This is a genomic window from Thiomonas intermedia (genome assembly GCF_002028405.1).
In the GTDB taxonomy this organism is placed as follows: Bacteria; Pseudomonadota; Gammaproteobacteria; order Burkholderiales; family Burkholderiaceae_C; genus Thiomonas; species Thiomonas intermedia.
This window is the reverse complement of the sequence record NZ_CP020046.1, coordinates 1,199,085-1,216,919: the sequence shown is the minus strand read 5'-3', so window position 1 is coordinate 1,216,919 and position 17,835 is coordinate 1,199,085. Positions and strand designations below refer to the sequence as shown.

At 64.0% G+C, this 17,835-nt stretch carries 16 protein-coding genes, 1 tRNA gene and 1 pseudogene; 9 read left to right on the top strand and 9 right to left on the bottom strand.

All coding sequences use genetic code 11. The features are described from left to right. The first annotated feature begins 45 nt into the window (after nt 1–45). The 4 genes from BVH73_RS05680 to lpxC all read left to right on the top strand — a co-directional run bounded on the left by BVH73_RS05680 (nt 46) and on the right by lpxC (nt 4,766). Nucleotides 46–870 carry a cell division protein FtsQ/DivIB gene (locus BVH73_RS05680; protein WP_079416878.1) on the top strand — a complete coding sequence of 275 codons (825 nt, stop codon included), beginning with the start codon at nt 46–48 and terminating at the stop codon, nt 868–870. A 1-nt stretch (nt 871) separates the two neighbouring features. After that, nucleotides 872–2,116: a cell division protein FtsA gene (ftsA, locus tag BVH73_RS05675; protein WP_079416875.1), complete on the top strand. Its 1,245-nt coding sequence runs from the start codon at nt 872–874 to the stop codon at nt 2,114–2,116. A gap of 98 nt (nt 2,117–2,214) precedes the next feature. Then, the gene (ftsZ, locus tag BVH73_RS05670; RefSeq protein ID WP_079416873.1) at nt 2,215–3,402 is read left to right on the top strand and encodes a cell division protein FtsZ; all 1,188 of its coding nucleotides are present in this window, start codon (nt 2,215–2,217) and stop codon (nt 3,400–3,402) included. Between the two features lie 437 nt (nt 3,403–3,839). Beyond that, entirely contained in the window at nt 3,840–4,766 is a 927-nt protein-coding gene (lpxC, locus tag BVH73_RS05665; protein ID WP_079416871.1) for a UDP-3-O-acyl-N-acetylglucosamine deacetylase, read from the top strand. Between the two features lie 9 nt (nt 4,767–4,775). Here lpxC and BVH73_RS05660 read toward each other — a convergent pair whose 3' ends face one another. Next, complete coding sequence (locus BVH73_RS05660; protein WP_245800429.1) at nt 4,776–5,216, bottom strand: DciA family protein; 441 nt, start codon at nt 5,214–5,216, stop codon at nt 4,776–4,778. A gap of 171 nt (nt 5,217–5,387) precedes the next feature. Here BVH73_RS05660 and secA point away from each other — a divergent pair. The 5 genes and pseudogenes from secA to BVH73_RS05640 all read left to right on the top strand — a co-directional run. After that, a pseudogene (secA, locus tag BVH73_RS05655) lies at nt 5,388–7,956 on the top strand (preprotein translocase subunit SecA); the annotation flags it as partial. 92 nt (nt 7,957–8,048) lie between these two features. Beyond that, complete coding sequence (locus BVH73_RS16155) at nt 8,049–8,177, top strand: SEC-C metal-binding domain-containing protein (protein ID WP_425444138.1); 129 nt, start codon at nt 8,049–8,051, stop codon at nt 8,175–8,177. 73 nt (nt 8,178–8,250) lie between these two features. Continuing rightward, nucleotides 8,251–9,486 carry a bifunctional glutamate N-acetyltransferase/amino-acid acetyltransferase ArgJ gene (argJ, locus tag BVH73_RS05650; protein WP_079416867.1) on the top strand — a complete coding sequence of 412 codons (1,236 nt, stop codon included), beginning with the start codon at nt 8,251–8,253 and terminating at the stop codon, nt 9,484–9,486. 14 nt (nt 9,487–9,500) lie between these two features. Continuing rightward, a complete protein-coding gene (locus BVH73_RS05645) occupies nt 9,501–10,451 on the top strand; it encodes an ATP-binding protein (RefSeq protein ID WP_245800428.1) in 951 nt (316 codons plus the stop codon). A 50-nt stretch (nt 10,452–10,501) separates the two neighbouring features. After that, a complete protein-coding gene (locus tag BVH73_RS05640) occupies nt 10,502–10,864 on the top strand; it encodes an NUDIX domain-containing protein (RefSeq protein ID WP_245800479.1) in 363 nt (120 codons plus the stop codon). A 24-nt stretch (nt 10,865–10,888) separates the two neighbouring features. Here BVH73_RS05640 and BVH73_RS05635 read toward each other — a convergent pair whose 3' ends face one another. From BVH73_RS05635 to BVH73_RS05600, 8 genes are all read right to left on the bottom strand, one after another. Further along, entirely contained in the window at nt 10,889–11,140 is a 252-nt protein-coding gene (locus BVH73_RS05635) for a DNA gyrase inhibitor YacG (RefSeq protein ID WP_079416863.1), read from the bottom strand. A 6-nt stretch (nt 11,141–11,146) separates the two neighbouring features. After that, nucleotides 11,147–11,899 carry a cell division protein ZapD gene (gene zapD / locus BVH73_RS05630; RefSeq protein ID WP_079416861.1) on the bottom strand — a complete coding sequence of 251 codons (753 nt, stop codon included), beginning with the start codon at nt 11,897–11,899 and terminating at the stop codon, nt 11,147–11,149. A gap of 111 nt (nt 11,900–12,010) precedes the next feature. Continuing rightward, a complete protein-coding gene (coaE, locus tag BVH73_RS05625; RefSeq protein ID WP_079416858.1) occupies nt 12,011–12,631 on the bottom strand; it encodes a dephospho-CoA kinase in 621 nt (206 codons plus the stop codon). Next, on the bottom strand, nt 12,628–13,497 hold the full coding sequence (locus BVH73_RS05620) for a prepilin peptidase (protein WP_079416855.1): 870 nt from the start codon (nt 13,495–13,497) through the stop codon (nt 12,628–12,630). The genes coaE and BVH73_RS05620 overlap by 4 nt, the downstream gene beginning before the upstream one ends. Then, entirely contained in the window at nt 13,497–14,717 is a 1,221-nt protein-coding gene (locus tag BVH73_RS05615) for a type II secretion system F family protein (protein WP_079416852.1), read from the bottom strand. Before BVH73_RS05615 ends, BVH73_RS05620 begins: the two co-directional genes overlap by 1 nt. Before the next feature lie 14 nt (nt 14,718–14,731). After that, complete coding sequence (pilB, locus tag BVH73_RS05610) at nt 14,732–16,471, bottom strand: type IV-A pilus assembly ATPase PilB (protein WP_079416849.1); 1,740 nt, start codon at nt 16,469–16,471, stop codon at nt 14,732–14,734. A 205-nt stretch (nt 16,472–16,676) separates the two neighbouring features. Beyond that, a tRNA-Pro gene (locus BVH73_RS05605) sits at nt 16,677–16,753 on the bottom strand. 46 nt (nt 16,754–16,799) lie between these two features. After that, nucleotides 16,800–17,810: a polyprenyl synthetase family protein gene (locus tag BVH73_RS05600; RefSeq protein ID WP_079416847.1), complete on the bottom strand. Its 1,011-nt coding sequence runs from the start codon at nt 17,808–17,810 to the stop codon at nt 16,800–16,802. Between the last annotated feature and the right edge of the window lie 25 nt (nt 17,811–17,835).

The window sequence follows — 17,835 nt, the reverse complement described above, 5'->3', positions numbered from 1 at the left end:
GGCTTCGCCTGCGCTGCCCCCGGCCGTGGACGGGGAGAACAGTCGATGAGTCGCTACGCGCCGCGCGAACTGCCGCTCGACGTCCGCCTGATGCAGGGCACGTCCCGTGCCTTGTACTGGCTGGTGGCGCTCGGTTGCGTGTTCGTCGTGGCGCACTGGATGATGCAGCGCAGCTGGTGGGACATCCGCGCGGTGCGGCTTCAGGGCGACCTGCAGCGCATCAGTCCGGTGACGGTGCGTGCCGAGGCCTTGCCGCAGTTGCAGGGCAACTTCCTCACCATCAACCTCGCCCAGGCGCAGCGCGTGTTCGAGAACCTGCCCTGGGTACGCACGGCGGTGGTGCAGCGTCTGTGGCCGATGCAGTTGGGCGTCACCCTGCAGGCGCAGCAGCCCGTGGCCCTCTGGCGCGAGCCGGGCAGCGCGCCGCAACTGGTCAATGCGCAGGGACAGGCCTTCACGGCGAACCTCGGCGAAGTCCAGGGTCTGGGCCTGCCTCTGTTCAGCGGGCCGGTGGGAACGAGCGCGCAGGTGCTGCAGATGAGCCAGACCTTGCAGCCGCTGATGCGTGCCTTCCAGCAGAACGTGGTGGCGCTGGCGCTGGGCAGCGGCGGCAATTGGAGCGTGCAGACCCGATCGGGCCTGCATATCGATCTGGGCAGCGCCCCCGACAGCACCGCCACCCAGACCCGCCTCAAGCAGTTCATGACCCTGATGCCGCAACTCGAATCGCGCTACGGGCGTGCCATCGACAGCGTCGATCTGCGCTATCCCAATGGCTTCGCGGTGCATCTGCAGGGCGTGGATCTGCCGGGCATGAACAAGACAACGAACAAGACGACGACACCGCAACCCGCGGGGAGGAATGATTGACATGGCCAAGGACTACAAGGATCTGGTGGTTGCGCTGGACATCGGCACGTCCAAAGTGCTGGTGGTGGTGGCCGAGATGCTGGCCGATCGCGACAATCCGGCGGCGGGTTTCAAGATCGTCGGCATGGGCCAGGCCCCGACCGCGGGCATGCGCCGCGGGGTGGTGGTGGACATCGAGGCGACGGTGCAGTCCATCCAGGCGGCGCTGAAAGAAGCCGAGCTGATGGCCGATTGCAAGATCACCCATGTCATCACCGGCATCACCGGCAGCCACATCCGCGGGCAGAACTCGCACGGCATGGTGGCCATCAAGGACCGTGAGGTCACGCAGGCCGACGTCACCCGGGTGATCGAAACCGCCAAGGCGGTGAACATTCCGGCGGATCAGCGCCTGCTGCTGGTCGAGCCGCAGGAGTTCATCATCGACGGCCAGGAAGTGAAAGAGCCGGTGGGCATGAGCGGGGTTCGCCTGGAGGTGAACGTGCACATCGTCACCGGGGCCCAGACCGCGGCCGAGAACGTGATCAAGTGCGTGCGCCGCTGCGGCCTGGAAGTCGAGCAACTGGTGCTGCACCCGCTGGCTTCCAGCCACGCCGTGCTCACCGACGATGAAAAGGAGCTCGGCGTGGCCGTGGTGGACATCGGCGCCGGCGTGACCGACATCGCCATCTACACCGGAGGCGCCATCCGCCATACGGCCATCATCCCGGTGGCGGGCGAGCTGATCACCAGCGACATCGCCATGGCGCTGCGCACGCCCACGCGAGATGCCGAGGACATCAAGATCGAGCATGGCATCGCCAAGCAGGTTCTGGCCAATCCCGAAGAGACGCTGGAGGTGCCGGGGCTGGGCGACCGTGGGCCGCGCATGTTGTCGCGTCAGGTGCTCGCCAGCGTGATCGAGCCGCGCACCGAGGAAATCTTCGCGCTGGCGCAGCAGGTCATTCGCGAATCTCACTTCGAGGATGTGCTGTCTTCCGGCGTGGTGCTTTGTGGCGGTTCGGCGCAGATGCCCGGCATGGTCGAGCTGGCGGAAGACATCTTCCTCAAGCCGGTACGCGTGGGTACGCCGAGCTACAGCGGTCCGCTGGCCGACATGGTGCGCAATCCGCGCATGGCCACGGTCATGGGACTGTTGGCCGAAGCCTTGCACCAGCGTCAACGCGGCGCGCGCATCGCGCAGAAGAGCAGTTCGGTCAAGGGCTCGCTGGGACGTCTGCGCGAGTGGTTTGCTGGGAATTTTTGAGTTCTGCGCACCCGTCTGCGGAAGGGTCCGCAGACGGGTGCGCAGAGTGTGTTCGGCGGACGTAGGGTGCGTCAGCCGGTTTTCAACGGAGGTGTGACATGGCTTTTGAAATGATCGAGAACGACGCCCACAGCGCGTTCAACCAGGGAACCAACATCAAGGTGATCGGTGTTGGCGGTGGCGGCGGCAACGCCGTCGAACACATGATCGCCTCGGGCGTGCGTGGGGTGGAGTTCATCTGCGCCAACACCGATGCCCAGGCGCTCAAGACGTCCAGCGCGCATCAGTTTCTGCAGCTGGGCAAGACGGGCCTGGGCGCCGGCGGCAAGCCGGTGGTCGGGCGCGAGTCGGCCGACCAGGCGCGCGGCCAGATCCGCGATGCGCTCGAGGGCGCGCACATGCTGTTCATCACGGCCGGCATGGGCGGCGGCACCGGCACGGGTGCTGCACCGGTGATCGCCAAGATCGCCCGCGAGATGGGCATTCTGACGGTGGCTGTGGTGACGCGACCGTTCGACTTCGAGGGTTCCAAGCGCATGTCCAACGCCGAGCAAGGCCTGGCCGAGCTGGAGGCCAACGTCGATTCACTCATCGTCGTGCTCAACGAGAAGCTGCTGGAGGTTTACGGTGACGACATCAGCCAGAAAGAGGCCTTCGGCAAGGCCAACGACGTGCTGAAGAACGCCACGGGCGGCATTGCCGAGATCATCAATGTGCCAGGCCTGATCAACGCCGACTTCGAGGACGTGAAGAGCGTGATGGGCGAGCCGGGCAAGGCCATGATGGGCACCGCCGTGGCCAGCGGCCCCGACCGTGCCCGGCTGGCTGCCGAGCAGGCCGTGGTCTGCCCGCTGCTCGACGGCGTCGATCTCTCGGGGGCCAAGGGCGTGCTGGTCAACATCACCGCCGACGACTCGCTGCGCCTGGGCGAAACGCGCGAGGCCATGAACGCCATCCGTGCCTATGCCTCGCCGGATGCGAACATCATCTTCGGCACCGTCAACGATCCGACCATGGGCGACTCGCTGCGCGTCACCGTGCTGGCCACGGGCCTGTGCGGCAAGGCGGAAAAGGCGGCTCCCGAGCTGACCATCATCCGCACGGGAACCGACAATATGCCGGTGATGGGGCAGGGCTACGGCATGCCGACTGGCGCCGACACGCACCAGATCCCGGCGATCTGGCGCAGCGGCCGCGGCGCGCCTTCGGCCCATGTGAACGCGTTGATGCAAAGCGGTATGGAAGAAATGGAAATCCCGGCCTTCCTGCGCAAGCAGGCCGACTGAGAGCTTGTGAACCTTTCAGCCATGCCCGCCTTGCACGCCAAAACACCCCCGCTCTTTGTTGCAAATGCTCGCCATAGCCCGCGCTATGGCTGTGCTTTGCGCCTCGATCGGGCGCGTTTTGCCGCGCCTTTCGGACATGCCCGAAAAATTCACAAGCTCTGAGTTTTTTCCCAGACGCGGCCGCGAACGGACGCGGCGACGCACTGCGGCGGCATGAGCCGTGCCGCAGGGCCGACCCGCCCCTCACGGAGTGACCCGACTCCGCGTGGCGCTGTCGCCGCTGCGCCAGAAGCGGCGCGCTGCGGCGCCCTGACAGATCACCTCCCTGTCAGGGCGCCGCAGCGTCGTCTTCGCCGGGCTGGCTGCAGGGTCTGGCCAGAGTGTCTAAAATGCATAGCATCTCGCAATCAAAAACAGGGTTTCGATAATTTATCGTCATGTTGGCGCAACGCACCATTCAATCCGTCAATCGCGCCGTCGGCGTCGGCCTGCACAGCAGCGAACGAGTGGAACTCGCCCTGCGTCCGGCTCCGCCCGATACGGGCATCGTGTTCACCCGCACCGATCTGAGCGAGCCCGTCGAGATCCCACTCAATCCGTTCGCCGTGGTCGATACCCGCATGGCCACGACGCTGGGCCGTGACAATGTGAAGATCCATACCGTCGAGCACCTGCTTTCGGCCTGCTCCGGTCTGGGCATCGACAATCTGTATATCGACGTCACCGCGGAGGAAATTCCCATCCTCGACGGCTCGGCGTCGTCGTTCGTTTATCTGCTGCAGTCCGCGGGCATCGCGCTGCAGAACGCGCCCAAGCGATTCATCCGCGTGCGCAAGCCGGTGGAGTTGAGATTGGGGCAGGGCGCCGACCAGAAGTGGGCACGGCTGGAGCCCTACGACGGTTTCAAGCTGAGCTTCGACATCGATTTCGACCATCCCGCCGTCGATCAGACGGCGCAGTCCACAGTGTTCGATCTGGGGCGCGATTCGTATGTGAAAGACATCGCGCGCGCCCGCACTTTCGGGTTCATGCGCGACGTCGAAACCCTGCGCGAGCGCGGACTTGCCCTGGGCGGCAGCATGGAAAACGCCATCGTGATGGACGAGTACCGCGTCCTCAACCAGGAGGGCCTGCGCTTCGACGACGAGTTCGTGAAGCACAAGACCCTCGATGCCATCGGCGATCTCTACGTGGCGGGCAAAGCCCTGATCGGGGCCTACAGCGCCTTTCGCAGCGGCCATGCGGTCAACAACCTGCTGCTGCGCGAGCTCTTCGCCGACGAATCCAGTTACGAGATCGTCAGCTTCGACGACGCAAACCGCGCGCCGGCGGGGTTTCGCGCCATTCCCACCTTCGCGTTCTGAAGGGCTCGTTCAGTCGCCGCGACGCAGAAGGGCTTGCAAGCGAGCCTTGACCGCGGGCGGGCAAAGCGGCTCCAGCGTGGCTGCGGCGGCCATGGGGGCCGCCTGAGCGCCCTGGGGCTGCACCCGGATGCGAATGTCGCGAACGTCGTGGCCTTGGGCCCTGAGTTGGTGCAGCAGCGTCGGCTTGAACTGGCTGAGCTTGGCCGCCACCGCGCTGGAACTGGCCGTCAGACTCCACACCCCGTCATGCCACCGCCCCGCCCTGACCCCTTCCAAGAGGGCCTGAGGCAGCAAAGGTCGGACGCACAGCCACATCTGGTGCGACTGACTCGCGGCGTCCTGCAGGGCCGCGATGGGCTGCGTCACCCGGGCCCAGGCCGACAGGGATCCGACGCCCTTCGGGGCGAAAGTCGGGGTCGGCGAGGCGGTGCGGGGGCGATGGGTGGGCATGGAGCAGAGGGAACGGACTGGAAATCGTCGGATCCATCCCCATTGTGCCTGCCAGTGCGCGGCAAAACCGCACGCATACAATGAAATGTTCTCGGAAGACCGGGCGTGTGCCAGTTGCTGCGGTGTTCCATCAAACACACTCAAGACCGCGGACCTGGAGTCCGCCTTCCCATGCCAGTCAAATTCCTCACCAGTCTGTTCGGCAGCCGCAACGAGCGTCTGTTGCGCCAATACCGGCGCGTGGTCGAGCGCATCAACGCCCTGGAACCGCAATTCGAGAAACTCAGCGACGATGAACTGAGGGCCAAGACCGCCGAGTTTCGCCAGCAGGTCGCAGGAGGCCGCAGCCTCGACGATCTTCTGCCCGAAGCGTTTGCCGTGGTTCGCGAGGGGGGCAAGCGCGCGTTGAAGATGCGCCATTTCGACGTGCAGATGATCGGCGGCATGGCGCTGCATCACGGCAAGATTGGCGAAATGCGCACCGGCGAGGGCAAGACCCTGGTGGGCACGCTGCCTGTCTATCTCAATGCGCTTTCGGGCAAGGGCGTGCATGTGGTCACGGTGAACGACTACCTGGCCCGGCGCGACGCTGAATGGATGAGCCGGCTCTACAACTTCCTGGGCCTGACCGTGGGCATCAACCTGCCCAATATGACCAAGCCGGAGAAGCAGGCTGCCTACGCCTCCGATGTCACCTACGGTACCAACAACGAGTACGGCTTCGATTACCTGCGCGACAACATGGTGTACGAGCCTGCCGAGCGGGTGCAGCGCGGCTTGAACTATGCGTTGATCGACGAGGTCGACTCCATTCTCATCGACGAGGCCCGCACGCCGCTGATCATCTCGGGCCAGGCCGACGACAACACCGAGCTTTACAAAAAGATCAATGTGATCGTCCCGCGTCTGGTGCGTCAGATCGGTGAAGAAGATCCGATCACCGGCAAGGGCGTGGAGAAGCCGGGCGATTTCACCGTGGACGAGAAGGCGCATCAGGTCTTCCTGACCGAGGCGGGTCACGAGAAGGCCGAGGCCATCCTGACGGAGCTGGAGCTGATCCCGCAGGGCACCACGCTTTATGACGCGGCCAATATTGCGCTGATGCACCATGTGTACGCCGCACTGCGCGCGCATCACCTCTATCACCGCGACCAGCACTATGTGGTGCAGAACGGCGAGGTCATCATCGTCGACGAGTTCACCGGCCGAATCATGGCCGGCCGCCGCTGGTCCGACGGGCTGCATCAGGCGGTGGAAGCCAAGGAGGGCGTGGACATCCAGAGCGAGAACCAGACGCTGGCCTCGATCACCTTCCAGAACTATTTCCGCATGTACGCCAAGCTCGGCGGCATGACGGGCACCGCCGACACCGAGGCCTTCGAGTTCCAGGAAATCTACAAGCTGGAAACGGTGGTCATCCCGACGAACAAGCCCATCCGCCGCAAGGACGCGCAGGACAAGGTCTACAAGACCGCGCATGAGCGCGACCTGGCGGTGGTGGAAGACATTCGCGACTGTTTTGAGCGCGGCCAGCCAGTTCTGGTGGGCACCACCTCGATCGAGAGCAGCGAAAAGCTGTCGGCGTTGCTGCACGAGAAAAAACTCTCGCACCAGGTGCTCAATGCCAAGCAGCATGCACGCGAAGCCGAGATCGTGGCCCAGGCCGGACGGCCCGGCATGATCACCATCGCCACGAATATGGCGGGTCGAGGCACTGACATCGTGCTCGGCGGCAATGTGGAGAAGCAGTGCGAGATTCTGGAGGCCGATCCCAATCTGTCCGACGAGGAAAAGGCCGAGAAGGTTCACACCGTCAAGAGCGAATGGCAGTCGCTGCACGACAAAGTGATCGCTGCGGGGGGGCTGCACATCATCGGTACCGAGCGCCACGAGAGTCGCCGTATCGACAACCAGTTGCGCGGCCGGTCCGGTCGCCAGGGTGACCCGGGTTCGACGCGGTTCTACCTGTCTCTCGACGATGCGTTGATGCGCATTTTCGCGGGCGACCGCGTCAAAGCCATCATGGAACGCCTGAAGATGCCCGAGGGCGAAGCCATCGAGGCCGGCATGGTGACGCGTTCGATCGAGTCGGCGCAGCGCAAGGTCGAGGCCCGCAACTTCGACATCCGCAAGCAACTGCTGGAGTATGACGACGTCTCCAACGAGCAGCGCAAGATCATCTACCAGCAGCGCAATGAATTGCTTGACTCCACAGAAGTCGGCGAGCAGATCACTTCGCTGCGCCAGGGGGCGTTTGCCGATCTGGTGCGGGCCTATGTGCCCGAGCAGAGCATGGAAGAGCAGTGGGACATTCCGGGCCTTGAAACGGTGCTGCGCGACGACTGGCAGATCGAATTGCCGCTCAAGGCATGGCTGGAATCCGACGAGAACATGACCGACGAAGACGTGCTCGAGCGCGTGCTCGAAGCCGCTGACACCGCCTACGCGACCAAGGTCGATCTGGTCGGGCGCGACAACTTCGCCCAGTTCGAGCGTGTGGTGCTGCTGCAGACGCTCGACCAGCAATGGCGTGAGCATCTGTCGTCGCTGGATCATCTGCGCCAGGGCATTCACCTGCGGGGCTATGCGCAAAAGCAGCCCAAGCAGGAGTACAAGCGCGAGGCGTTCGAGTTGTTCGGTCTGATGCTCGACTCGGTGAAGTCCGAAGTCACCCGCGTGCTGATGACGGTCCAGGTCCAGAGCCCGGAGCAGGCAGAAGAGGCCGCCGAAATCATCGAGGAGAAGGCCCAGCGCATCCAGGTCAACTTCCAGCACGCGGATGCCGGATCGGGCATTTCCGTGCTCGACAGCACCGAGGCTGCCTTGGCCGGGATGGCCGCGACCGCTTCGGCGGCGTTGGCGACTCCGCAGGAGAATCCCTACCCCAAGGTCGGGCGCAACGACCCCTGCCCCTGCGGCAGCGGCAAGAAGTACAAGCATTGCCACGGCAAGCTGAGCTGAAGCCGACTGCCGGGCTGCGGGGGCACGCACGCCCCGCGCACCCTACCTTCCGTCACGTTGTGGAGAGTCTGTCATGGCCGTGAACCTTCAAGCCCCTGATCCCACCCAGCTACTGGCCATCGAGGGCGTTCTGTTGGGCGTCAGTGAGGCGCAGATCCGCAAGCCTGGGCGCAAAGACCTCACCGTGGTGCAGATCGCGCCCGGTGCGAGCGTGGCCGGCGTGTTCACTCAGAATCGATTCTGCGCCGCCCCGGTGCAGGTCTGCCGGGAGCATCTTCAAAGCACGGGCGGTCACGACGTGCGTGCCCTGGTCATCAATACCGGCTGTGCCAATGCGGGAACCGGCGCCCAGGGCCTGGCCGACGCGCGGCAGACCTGCGTGGAACTGGCCAGCCTGCTTGACGTACGGCCGGAGCAGGTGCTGCCGTTTTCCACCGGAGTGATTCTCGAGCTGCTGCCCATGCAACGCCTGCTCGCGGGCCTGCCGGGGGCGATGGCCGCCGCCCGCAGCGAAGGCTGGGCCGATGCGGCGACCGCCATCATGACCACCGACACGCTGCCCAAAGCGGCCAGCCTGCGGGTGGTGATCGATGGGGTCACGGTGACGCTGAGCGGCATCAGCAAGGGGGCGGGCATGATTCGCCCCAATATGGCGACCATGCTTGGCTTCATCGCCACCGATTGCGCCGTCAGCCCCGAGGTTCTGCAGCAGCTCACCCGCGCCGCGGCAGACGACTCGTTCAACAGCATCACCATCGACGGCGACACCTCGACCAACGATTCGCTCATCGTCATCGCCACGGGCAAGACCTCTTTGCCCCCGATCACGCGCGCCGACAGCGCGCAGGCCAAGGCGCTGCAGACCGCGCTCACCGCGCTGGCGCAGCGGCTTGCCCAGGCCATCGTGCGCGACGGCGAAGGCGCGACCAAGTTCATCAGTGTCCGAGTCGAGGGCGCCCTGAGCCGGGACGAGGCACGGCAGGTGGCCTATGCCGTGGCGCACTCGCCGCTGGTGAAGACCGCCTTTTTCGCCAGCGACCCGAATCTGGGGCGCATTCTGGCCGCCGTGGGTTATGCCGGCGTGCACGATCTGGACGTGGATGGCGTCGATCTCTATCTCGACGACGTGCATGTCGCCACGCGCGGCGGCCGCCATCCCGATTACCGCGAGGCAGACGGACAGCGCGTGATGCAGCAGGCCGAGATCACCGTGCGCATCGTGCTCGGCCGTGGCGCCGCAGCGGCGACGGTGTGGACCTGCGACCTGTCGCACGACTATGTGTCCATCAATGCCGATTACCGCTCCTGAACCCGAAGAAGACCATGCCCGGAACGAACCGACGTACCTCGCCTCCCCGATCACCTGCGTCCAAGGCGGCCGTTGAGACCCCAGCGTCCGTCGATCTGAGCGGCCCGCTTCTCGCGCTGTTCCAGCGGGCCCACGGCTTGCTCGACCGTCTGGAGACCCTGCTGCCTGCGCCCATGTCTGAGCCGGACTGGCATGCCTCGGTCGCGTTCCGCTGGGTCAGCAAGGGTGGGCGCAAGCAGTTGGTGCCGGTGCACAAGCTCTCGCCCATCGCGTACGACGATCTGATCGGCATCGAAGACCAGCGTCGCAAGGTCGAGCGCAATACGCGGCAGTTCGTCCAGGGCAAGCCGGCCAACAATGTGCTCATCACCGGCTCGCGCGGCACCGGCAAATCGTCTCTGGTGAAGGCCAGTCTGAACAAATTCGCGCGCCAGGGGCTGCGTCTGATCGAGGTGGACAAGGCCGATCTGGTCGACCTGCCCGAACTCACCGATCTGCTCGCGGCCAGGCCCGAGCGTTTCATCGTCTTCAGCGACGACCTTTCATTCGAGGAAGGCGAGCCGGGTTACAAGGCGCTCAAATCGGTGCTCGACGGCTCGGTCAGCGCCACGGCGGACAACGTGCTGATCTACGCAACCTCCAATCGGCGGCATCTCATGCCCGAGTATCTGCAGGAAAACCTGAGCTACAAGCATCTCGAGAACGGCGAGATCCACCCGGGAGAGGTGGTGGAGGAGAAGATTTCCCTGTCCGAACGCTTCGGGCTCTGGGTGAGTTTCTATCCCTACAGTCAGGACGACTATCTGCGCATCGCCGCGCACTGGCTGCGCGCGTTCGGCGTGACCGACAGGCAGATGGACAAGGCCTTGCAGGAGTCGCTGGTTTGGGCACTGGAGCGTGGTTCCCGTTCGGGCCGCGTGGCCTGGCAGTTCGCCCGCGACTGGGCAGGACGCGGCGGAAAGTGACCGATCGCCAGAAGACGCAGCGCCAGCCCGTTGCCGTGGCGGTCGGGCTGATGATGCGGGAGGACGGGGCCTTTCTGATGGCGTCGCGTCCGCAGGGCAAGCCGTATGCGGGCTACTGGGAATTTCCAGGCGGCAAGCTCGAAGCGGGTGAATCGCTGAGGGACGCGTTGGCCCGGGAATTTGAGGAAGAGCTCGGGGTACGCGTGCGCGAGGCCCAGTTCTGGAGGAGCTTGCGAGTCGACTATCCCCATGCGCTGGTCGACCTGCAGTTCTGCCGCATCACGGCCTGGGAGGGCGAGCCTCAGGGCCGTGAGGGCCAGCAGTTGTCATGGCAGACGCTGCCGGTCACGCTCAGCCCTGTGCTGCCGGGTGCTCTGCCCGTGCTGGAATGGCTGGCCGAAGACCCAGGCTGAGCCTGGCCCGGCGCTGAGGCCTGTTCAGTGGCGTTGGCCCGGGCTCTGGGCGCGGCGCTCCAGGTCTTGCTCCATGGCCTCGATGTCGGCCGCATCAGGTTTGGCCTGCACGCGGTAGCTCTCACTGGCCCAGGCGCCGAAATCGAGGGACTTGCAGCGTTCGCTGCAAAAGGGGCGCCAGGGATTGTCCAGGCTGTAGACCGTGGGCGTGCCGCAGTGCGGGCAGGGCACCTTGCGCTGGGTCGCCGCTGACGGCGTTCGAGAGGGCGAGGCCATGCTGATTCAGGGGCAGAGGGTCATGTCGAAGGGCACTTCATCGGCACTGGGCGTCATGTGCCATTCGGCATCGGGCTGCATGAAGCGCACCGAGACCATGAGGCGGTGTCCCGTGATTTCGGGAACCACGCCCAGGGCACCATCGATGCGCAGTCGCAGCAACTGGTAGGTCTTGCCGGCGAGCTGCTGCTGATAGCTGCCGTGGACGGCCTGAATCTTGCGCGTACTGCCGGCGTCGCGCAGCAGGCGCAACAACAGCTCCACGCTGCTGGCAAGTGGAGCGAAACATTGAAGCCAGCGTGCCAGATCGCTTTGGCGCTGTTGCTGCGGCAGGTGTTGCCAGGCGTAATACGCCGGCAGATCGAACTCGCAGGTGCCACCAGGAATGTTGGCGCGGCTGCGGATCGCCATCAGCCATTCGTTGTCCTGCAGACTCTGGCCAACCCGGCCCTGCTGCTGACTGAGGGACTGAAAGGCCTGATCGAGTTCGCCAAGAATGGCGTCTAGGGCCGACTCGGCCACGGCCGGGTTGCCCCGATAGGCGATGAAGGTCTGCCGCTGGCGTTCGAGCTCTTTGAGAATTTCCGATTTGAGATCCTGGCGCGCTGCGACGTCCATGATTTCGAACAGGGTGATCAGTGCGAAATGATGATGCTCCGGCAGCGCGCTTTGCTGCAGCACATCGACGCGGCGGAACAGATGTTCCAGCCTGAGCAGCGTGCGCACACGTTCGTGCAAGGGATATTCGTACAGAATCACGGGCCGATCCGGTTGGGGCAGCTTGGCGCACGGCGAAGCGCGGGGAGGTTGGCATGCCGCCCGGCGGGGCGACGGCGGCTGCCTGCATTGTCATGCAAGCCGCGCCTGAACTCAATTTTTGTGGACGAATGAACGATAGCGCGCATGCAGCGCATCGACTTGTCGGGACAGGTGTTCCCGATCACCGCGGTTGTCGAGCACGTCGTCTGCCACCGCCAGGCGCTGCGCTCGCGTGGCCTGCGTGGACATGATGGCCTCGATCATTTCGGCCGCCAGGCCGGAGCGCGCCTGCACCCGCGCAAGTTGAACCTCGGGCGGGCAGTCGACTACGCAGAGCCGGTCGATCTGCGGCCGCCAACGATCCAGATGTTCCACCAGCAAGGGCACGACGAGCACGAGATAGTCGCCGGGCCGTTCGGCTGCGGCTTGCCGCATGACTGACCCGATGCGGGGGTGGAGGATGGATTCCAGGAGGGCGCGCGCTTCGGGATCGGCAAACGCGCGCTGGCGCATCGCCGCGCGATCCAGGGCGCCGGTGTTGTCTCGGATGTCGGGGCCGAACGCTTCGACCAGCGCGGGCATGGCCGCGCCGCCTGAGGAGGTGAGTTCGTGAGCGATGACGTCGGCATCGACGATGACGGCCCCATGCGCGGCAAAGAGATCCGCCGCTGCCGATTTGCCCGAACCTATGCCTCCGGTGAGGCCGACGCGCAGACGCGCTGCGCCCTTCATGCCCCTGCGCTGGGCAGCAGCATCGCCACCAGGGTGTCCGGCCCGATCAACAGCAGAAGAATGCCGGCGGCGGCCAGGAAGGGGCCAAAGGGAATCGGCCGTCCGCGCTCGGTCAGCTTGAGCGCCTGCAGCGCAATGCCGATTACGGCGCCGCAAATGCTGGACAGCAGAATGATCGGCAGGAGTGCCGCGACGCCAAACCAGGCGCCGAGCGCCGCCAGCAGCTTGAAGTCACCAAAGCCCATGCCCTCCTTGCCCGTCAGCAGCTTGAATCCCTGGTACACGATCCACAGCGCCAGGTACCCGACCACCGCACCCCACACCGCACTGGAGAGTTGCGCTGGATGCAGGACCGCATGCCACAGTAGCCCGAGCCAAAGCAGGGGCAGGGTGATGCTGTCGGGCAGCAAGGTGGTGTCGAAGTCGATCAGGGCCAGGGCGATGAGCGCCCAGAGCAGGGCGATGTAGGCCACGCTGTCCCAGCTTGCGCCCCACCGAACCACCACGGCGGCGCTGAGCAAGGCGGTCATCAACTCCACCAGCGGATAGCGCCACGAAATCGCCGTGCCGCAGGCCGAACACTTGCCGCGCAAAAACAGGAAACTCAGAACCGGAATGTTTTCCCACCAGGTGATGGCATGGCCGCAGGAGGGGCAGCGCGAGCGCGGTGCCGCAAGGTCGAAGCGCTCGGCGGGTGGGGCTTCGTCATCGGGATGGAGGGTGGCGTGGGCATCGGCCTGCCACTGCCGCTCCATCATCACCGGCAGGCGATAGATGACCACGTTCAGAAAGCTGCCCACCGCCAGGCCGATCAGCCCGGCAGCCACGATCCAGAAGCTCAGGGGCGCTGCGCTGAAATCGGGCATCAGCCTACGACCTTGCCCAGGTTGAAGATCGGCAGATACATCGCCACCACCAATCCGCCGATGATCACGCCCAGAAACACGATGATGATGGGCTCGAGCAGGGCGGAGAGGTTTTTCACCAGCTCGTCCACTTCGGCTTCGTAGATGTCGGCGGCCTTGCTCAACATCGAATCGAGCGAGCCGGACTCTTCACCGATGGATGTCAGCTGGATGACCAGCGGCGGAAACACGCCCTGAGTCTGCATCGACGTGGTCAGACTGGTGCCTGTCGACACATCTTGCTGAATCTTTTCGGTGGCGCGGAGATAGACGATATTGCCCGCGGCACCGCCCACGGCGTCGAGCGCCTCGACCAGCGGCACCCCGGCGCCGAACATCGTGGCCAGCGTGCGGGTCCAGCGCGCCAGGGCGCCCAGCCGGACCAGTTTGCCGAAAACGGGGACGCGCAGCAGCAAGCGATCCATGCTTTCCTGCATCTTGATCGATTTCTTCCACGACTGCAGAAAGAAATAGCCGCCGAGAAAAATGGTGCCGAACAGGATGTACCAGTAATGCACGAAGAAATTGGACATGGCCACCACCATCAGCGTGGGGGCGGGCAGACTCGCGCCGAACTGCGAGAACACGTCGGTGAACACGGGCACGACGAACAGCATGATGATGGACACGACCACGAAGGCCACGACCATCACCGCAATCGGGTAGGTGAGCGCGCTTTTGATCTTGCTGCGGATGGCCAGCGACTTTTCCTGATACGTGGCCAGACGGTCGAGCACCAGTTCGAGCATACCGGCCGTCTCGCCCGCTTCGACCAGGTTGCAGTAGAGCGCGTCGAAGTATTTGGGATGCTTGCGAAAGGCGTTGGACAGGCTGGTGCCGGTTTCCACGTCGCCGCGGATGTCCATGATCAGCCGGGCCATGTTCGGGTTGGGGTGTCCGCGTCCGACGATGTCAAAAGACTGCAGCAGCGGCACGCCAGCCTTGATCATGGTGGACATCTGCCGCGTGAAGGTGGAAATGTCCTTGGCCTTGATGGCCTTGCCGCTGGTCAGCCGGCGCTTCTTGACCTTGGTGACCAGAATGCCCTGGCGCCGCAGTGAGGCGGAAACGATGGCTTCGCTGCCCGCGCGCAGTTCGCCGCGTTGGAGCTTGCCCTGCCGGTCCTTGCCTTCCCACTCGAAAAGCGCTTCCTTCGCCGTTCGCGCCGTCGCTGTAGCCATGGTGCTTCCCCCGTTTACTCGTTGGACACGGCGATGATTTCTTCCAGGGAGGTGACCCCCTGTTTCACCTTGATCAACCCGGACTCGCGCAGCGAGCGCACGCCTTCCTTGCGCGCCTGCTCTGCGATGTCCATGGCTGTGCCGTGATTAAGGATGATGCGTTGTATTTCCTCGGAAATCGGCATGACCTGATAGATGCCGACACGTCCCTTGTAGCCCGAGCCGCCGCAGGCGTTGCATTTTCCGGCCTTGTAAGGCTTCCAGCTGCCGTCGAGATCTTCTTCCTGGAAGCCCGCCTCAAGCAGGGTTTCGGCAGGCAGGTCAACCGGTGTCTTGCACTGATTGCAGAGCTTGCGTGCCAACCGCTGCGCCGTGATGAGGATGACGCTGGAGGCGATGTTGAAGGCGGGAACGCCCATGTTCATCAAGCGGGTCAGCGTGGTGGGTGCGTCGTTGGTGTGCACCGTGGACAGCACCAGGTGGCCGGTTTGCGCTGCCTTGATCGAGATGTCGGCGGTTTCCAGATCGCGGATTTCCCCGACCATGATGATGTCCGGATCCTGGCGAAGGAAGGCGCGCAGCGCGTTGGCGAAGGTCAGGCCGGCCTTCTCATTGACGTTGACCTGGTTGACGCCGGGCAGGTTGATTTCTGCGGGATCTTCAGCCGTGGCGATGTTGACCCCGGGTTGGTTGAGCAGATTCAGACAGGTGTAGAGCGAAACGGTCTTGCCGCTGCCCGTCGGCCCGGTGACCAGAATCATGCCGTAGGGGCGCCGAATTGCCCGCAGAAGCTTTTCGCGTTCCTCGGGCTCGTAACCCAGCGCGTCGATGCCGAGCTTGGCTGCGGACGAGTCGAGAATCCGCATCACGATCTTCTCGCCGTAAAGGGTGGGTAGCGTGCTGACGCGAAAGTCGATGGATTTCTCGGGGCTGATTCGCAGCTTCATGCGCCCATCCTGGGGCACCCGGCGCTCGGCAATGTCGAGCTTGGAAATCACCTTGATGCGCGAGGCGAGCTTCTCTTTGATCGAGGCTGGCGGCTGGGCAATTTCGCGTAGTTCGCCGTCGACGCGAAACCGGATCCGGTAGAAGTGCTCGAAAGGCTCGAAATGCAGGTCGGATGCCCGCATATTGATGGCATCAATCAGCATCTTCTGCAGAAAGCGCACCACGGGAGCATCGTCAACCTCGTTGGCCTGTTCCTTGGCCTCCGGGGCCTCGCTGCCATCGCTAAGGTCGCCCAGATCGAAATCTTCGCCGACCAGCGCCGAAATCTGGCTGTTGGCCGACTGCCCAGCCTGCTCGATGATGCGCGTCAGCTTGTCATACTCGACGACGACCAGCTCGATCTGTGCCTGCGACTGAAACTTGATCTTGTCCTCTGCCTCGTGATCGGCGGGATCTGCGGTGGCCACGACCAGGCGATTGCCGCGCTTGAGCAGCGGCAGCACCTTGTAGCTCTGAATGATTTTGGAGTCGATCGCACCGGTTGCCAGACGGGTCGGGTCATAGGCGTCCAGGTCGAGAAGCGGCAAGGAAAAGGTCTTGCTCACCCAATGCGCCAGATCGGGCGCATTCATGGAGCCACTGCCAATGAGCGTGGCGATGAAGCTGCTGCGCGTTTCCTGACTGCGCTGATGGATCTGCTCAACCAGGGTGCGCGGCAGCAGTTCAGCCTGCACCAAAGCATGCGCGAGGCCAGGCAGGGCCTTGGATGGCGGTGAGGCGGATGCGGCGATCGAGGTGGCGGACATGATGCTGCAGAGATTAGGCCGCCCATGATGCGGGCGACCGAGAGGGTTTGTAAATCCTTCACGCCGCACCTGGTGGGTTGGTGGCGTGAAAAATCCACAGTTTAGAGGTGTTACGGCACGATTGTGGCGGTCTTGACGGTGCGGGCCACTTAGCCAAGAAAAACGGCCGCCATCGTGTTCACGATGGCGGCCGTTTTCTGGATTCTGGTCGGGGTGAGAGGATTCGAACCTCCGGCCTCTACGTCCCGAACGTAGCGCTCTACCAGGCTAAGCTACACCCCGATCTCATCGGATTCCGCGCAGAGGATCTCATCTTGTACCAACGAGTTCAAACCGTGCGTCCCAAAGAGTAAGCGCATAAGTCTAGCAGAGCCTGCCGGGCTGGGCTAGCAAGAAGGGGGCGGAGCGCCTGTTCTGCGACGCGTAATTCTTCCTGTGCGGCTTGGCGCACAGCCTCCATCGCGCCGCAGCTCTGAACGATGTCCATCACGTCGTCGAGGGCGGTGGTGTCGCCCTGGCGGATGGCGTTTTCAAGGAGGGAGCGTTGCGCGGCAGTGCCCTGTCGCATGGCGATGATGAGCGGCAGCGTGGGCTTGCCTTCGCGCAGGTCGTCGCCAATGTTCTTGCCCAGTTCTGCGGAGTTGCCGTTGTAATCCAGCAGATCGTCGATCAATTGGAAGGCGGTGCCGAAACTGCGACCAGCCAAAGCCATTTGTTCCTGCGTCTGCGCAGTCGCGCCGGCAAGCACAGCCCCAATGCGCGCGGCGGCCTCGAAGAGTTTCGCCGTCTTGAATCGAATGACCTGCAGGTAGCGCTGGTCGTCGACCTCCGGATCATGCATGTTGAGGAGCTGCAGGACTTCGCCTTCAGCGATCACATTGGTCGCGTCGGCCAAGATGTCGAGAATGCGCATGTTGCCGACGGACACCATCATCTGGAATGCGCGCGAATACAGAAAATCTCCGACCAGCACGCTGGCCGAGTTGCCGAAAAGAGCGTTGGACGTTTCCCGGCCACGCCGCATGGACGACTCATCCACCACATCGTCATGCAGCAGCGTGGCGGTATGGATCAATTCCACCACGGCGGCCATGACGTGCTGTTGGCCGCCGCGAAAGCCCAGTGCCTGCGCCACGAGCAGCAGCAGCGCTGGGCGCAGCCGCTTGCCACCACCAGCGACGATATAGCCGCCAATGGTGTTGATCAGTGCAACTTCGGAGGCCAGATGGGCATGAATGGCCTGGTCGACGCAAGCCATGTCCTCTTTGATCGGTGCAAAGACGGCATGAATCGTCGGCGTGCCGGATGTGTCAGGCGCTTGCGTGGAGGGAAGCGGCATGGGTGAATCCGTTGCGAATCGTGTG